The 3,499-nt window shown below is 42.5% G+C and carries 4 protein-coding genes and 1 pseudogene; all 5 read right to left on the bottom strand.

Translation table 11 applies throughout. The features are described 5' to 3' along the window. Nucleotides 1–352: 352 nt before the first annotated feature. Complete coding sequence (locus IM479_RS19480) at nt 353–1,291, bottom strand: J domain-containing protein (protein ID WP_287686763.1); 939 nt, start codon at nt 1,289–1,291, stop codon at nt 353–355. 60 nt (nt 1,292–1,351) lie between these two features. Beyond that, nucleotides 1,352–2,173 (bottom strand): inositol monophosphatase family protein, encoded by an 822-nt coding sequence (locus tag IM479_RS19475; protein ID WP_287686762.1) that lies wholly within the window; start codon nt 2,171–2,173, stop codon nt 1,352–1,354. 14 nt (nt 2,174–2,187) lie between these two features. Continuing rightward, nucleotides 2,188–2,556 (bottom strand): 2Fe-2S iron-sulfur cluster-binding protein, encoded by a 369-nt coding sequence (locus IM479_RS19470; protein WP_286826420.1) that lies wholly within the window; start codon nt 2,554–2,556, stop codon nt 2,188–2,190. Between the two features lie 478 nt (nt 2,557–3,034). Then, nucleotides 3,035–3,259, bottom strand: coding sequence for a hypothetical protein (locus tag IM479_RS19465; protein ID WP_287078570.1), 225 nt, complete (start codon nt 3,257–3,259; stop codon nt 3,035–3,037). A gap of 48 nt (nt 3,260–3,307) precedes the next feature. Further along, nucleotides 3,308–3,499, bottom strand: a pseudogene (locus IM479_RS19460) (hypothetical protein); the annotation flags it as partial.

The following is a 3,499-nucleotide window of genomic DNA, read 5'->3' as shown; positions in this document are numbered from 1 at the left end:
GTCTGCTGAATAAATCTAAAAACCTTGTTGGGTAAGACTTTTAGACTTTTTGTCAATCAAAAAGTACCAGGCATGGGAGTGATCAGGGGGAAAATTCAGGTACTTTTTCCCTGAAAATTAGGTAGTTGACCACCTGAAAATGGTAAAACCCTACACCCCACACCCTGCCCCCACGAAAAACTTTTTGCCGCAAACCCTAACTATTACTGATCAGGGTAGATCTGTTTTGTCTGTCTATTTTGAGCTTGAGTCTCGGGCTGATCGTTTCTTTTCTCCTGTAACCCGCGTTGAGTAACACGCAGGTTAAAATGATAATTTGGTATCAACTTTATACCGTTATGGTTTGATCTGGTTATTCTTTATTATCACCAAATAGAGACCAAAAACCGCCCTTGCGATCCCCTTCCTTTTTTTGTCCCTTCTGGTCTTCCATTTCAACATTAGGATTAACTACTTTATCTAGTTCCCGTTTGCACCTAATCACCGTCGCATCTTTGGGGCTGACTTGCCAGGCACGATTGATATGAACCCGGGCCATGGCGAGTTGATTTTGTTGCAGGTAGGCTAAACCGAGCAGGGCGTGACAGATGCCATTATCCGGTTCTTGCCGCAGGGCATCGCGCAATTCTCGCAAAGCTTGGGCGGGGTTATTTTGGTCAAGAGAGGCTTGGGCGCGGCGAATATAGGCTTCTAGGGGCGATTCTTTGGCTTTAGCCTCGGCTGCCGTCGTGACAGTCGCTCCCAATAACTCGGACTGGTTAGGATTGCCTTGGGAGATAAAGACTTTCTGGATAGTTTTCTTGTTGCCCTGACCTTCGGTTAAGATCAGATAAACCAGATTGAGTTCACTGAGTTGGGCGATTTTCTGATAGGTGTTTTCTAGGGCGGTATATTGATCGATCGCCAAAGATTGCAGGGTTTTTTGATAGGCTAATTCATAGTTAGCGGTGAACTGGGCTAGTTTTCTAGCTGGTTCGCTGCTGATAGTGATTTTACCCGAATCCTTCGCCATTGCCTTGCCCATTTGTGTTAAAACAAGGCGAAATTCTTCCCGAGATAGTTTGCGGCTTAGATGTTCGTAGGCTGGGTTAACTAATTTTGAGAGTAACTCATTAGCCTGTTCCCTTTCGGTGGGGGTGTGAATGCAACAGGTATCGGGATGGAGTTTATAGGCAATTTTTAAGTAACGCTCGCGAATCTCCTCCTGTTCGGCATCGATCGAGACTCCTAAAACAGCGAAGTGATCGATTAAATCAAATTGAAATAATCCCTGGGAAATCGGAAAAGGCATACAGCGAGTCCTACTCTAATCACAATGATAATCGCAATAAATATTAAAAGAAACGCCGAATTAAAACTGAAAACTCCAAGAGGCGGCTTTTTGCAGAGCTTGGCTTAAGGTGGTGTGAATCTGTCCGTTGGTGGCCAAGATTCGCCCCGTTTCCATCAGAAAAGGACTCTCATCGTAGGCGCTAATTTTACCGCCAGCTTCTTCGATCAGAATAATTCCCGCAGCCATATCCCAGGGATTAATCCCTCGTTCCCAATAACCATCTAAGCGCCCACAGGCCACATCGGTTAAGTCTTTGGCAGCGGAACCGCTGCGGCGTACCCCTTGGGTCAGATGGGTCAGATAACAGAATTCGGCATAATTATTATCGGGGGTTTGACAACGATCGTAGGCAAAGCCCGTCACCAGTAAACTTTTTTCTAGTTCACTCGTCTGGGAGACATGGATGGGACGACGGTTCAGGGTGGCTCCTAAACCCTGGGCTGCCCGAAATAGTTCCTTTCTAAAGGGGTTATAGATGACTCCCACTTTTGCTATCCCTTCGATGAGTAGTCCGATGGAGACGACGGATACGGGATAACCGTGGGCATAGTTGGTGGTGCCATCGAGAGGATCGATCGCCCAGAGATACTCGCTGTCCGTCCCTGGCAGTTTTCCCGATTCTTCCGCTAGAATCCCATGTTCGGGAAAGTGACGGCTAATAATTTTGAGAATTTCTGTTTCTGCTCGACGATCTATTTCCGTCACTAAATCGCCCGATCGCCCTTTTTCTTCTATTTTCTCGATTTTACCCCAATTATCGATAATTATTGTTCCCGCTGCTAGGGCAGCTTCGCTGGCAATGTCTAGGTATTTTTCTAATTGGTTGCTGGTATCTGGCACGATTAATCCCTAATCTATTCTTCATCTAAGGGTAAACCAAAACGCACTTTCCCACGGGCAAAAAAGCGACCGAATTGTAATTCATAGACTTCATCTTCGTCTTGGGTGGCTACTTCCATATCGCTACGGGCATAACTGACACAAAGTAAAGCATAACCTCTGGCTTTTAATTCTGGCGATAGTCCAATCGCTTCTGGTTGATGGATGTCTCCTGATAATACCCTGACCGCGCAGCTGGTACAAGCTCCATTGCGACAGGAAAAGGGTAATTGATGACCCTGTTTTTCCAGACTGTGCAGTATATAGTTATCCCCTGGAACGGTGGTGACAAATTTTTCCCCCGTCTGACGATTGTGAACGGTGATTTGATAACATTTACTCATAGTTTAGTTAGGCGGCAATTATAGATGCAATTTAGATAGTTCTAAATTTAGGGGCTATTTTGGTCAGCCACCTTGATTATATCATCAATAATTGCTCAAATAGTCTTCATCTTTACAAATTCTCCTTGACAAAAGATTCAGTTTTCGGGGAATTTGCCTAAATCTAAGAATCTTGTACCATCAGCTTTAATCGTCTTTAATCGTCAAAATATCCACGGGCTTGACATAGGCGAAAAATCAGCATCTTTTCTTAAATTACGATGAAATTGATTAATGTTAAGAGTTCTCAGAAAACGTTTAAGAGAGAGACTTAGAAGGTTTCAGGCTGGGAATAGATTGACGCACGATTTATCTATTTTAGAAGATTGGTCATAATTTTGTCAATCTCTCGTTAGAATTTAGCCAGTCTCTTAATAATCTATCCGCACTTTATCCCCTGCTTTCTCTGAGAAATTAGTTATCGAACGTTTTTTTTTACTTATTTTTCAGGGATAGCGGATAAGATAGCTCGAAGTGCTTTGTTGACATCTTCAGAATTTTTGAAAACTTTAGCGACATCTGGTTCTAAGGTGACAGTGATTTTTATTTCATTTACCTGAGAAACAAAACGAGTAGGATGAGCCTTAGTATAATTAAAATTATATTCAGGAAGTAGGTCATCTTGTAAATTTTGGTTGGTTTCAGAATCCTGTGTATTTTTCATAGTCTTGGCGTTCCTTTTTGGTTGTTAAACGTGCGCTGATAATACGAATTATTTGATTTCTTTCAGTAAAAAAAACGGTAGTGATCCGATAGTAGTGGCGTAGCTCTCTTGCTTATCTAGCCTGAGTTGTGTAGAATATTGACTAATAAAAATAATTACCTGATAAATGTCAAGAATTTGCTTTTTATGATTCAATAATTTGCTTTTTATGATTGCTGTTTTTATCAAAATCTTCTCTGG

The organism is Microcystis sp. M165S2, assembly GCF_020245885.1.
GTDB lineage: Bacteria > Cyanobacteriota > Cyanobacteriia > Cyanobacteriales > Microcystaceae > Microcystis.
Note: the sequence above shows the minus strand (reverse complement) of the source record. Positions and strands in the feature narration are given on the sequence as shown.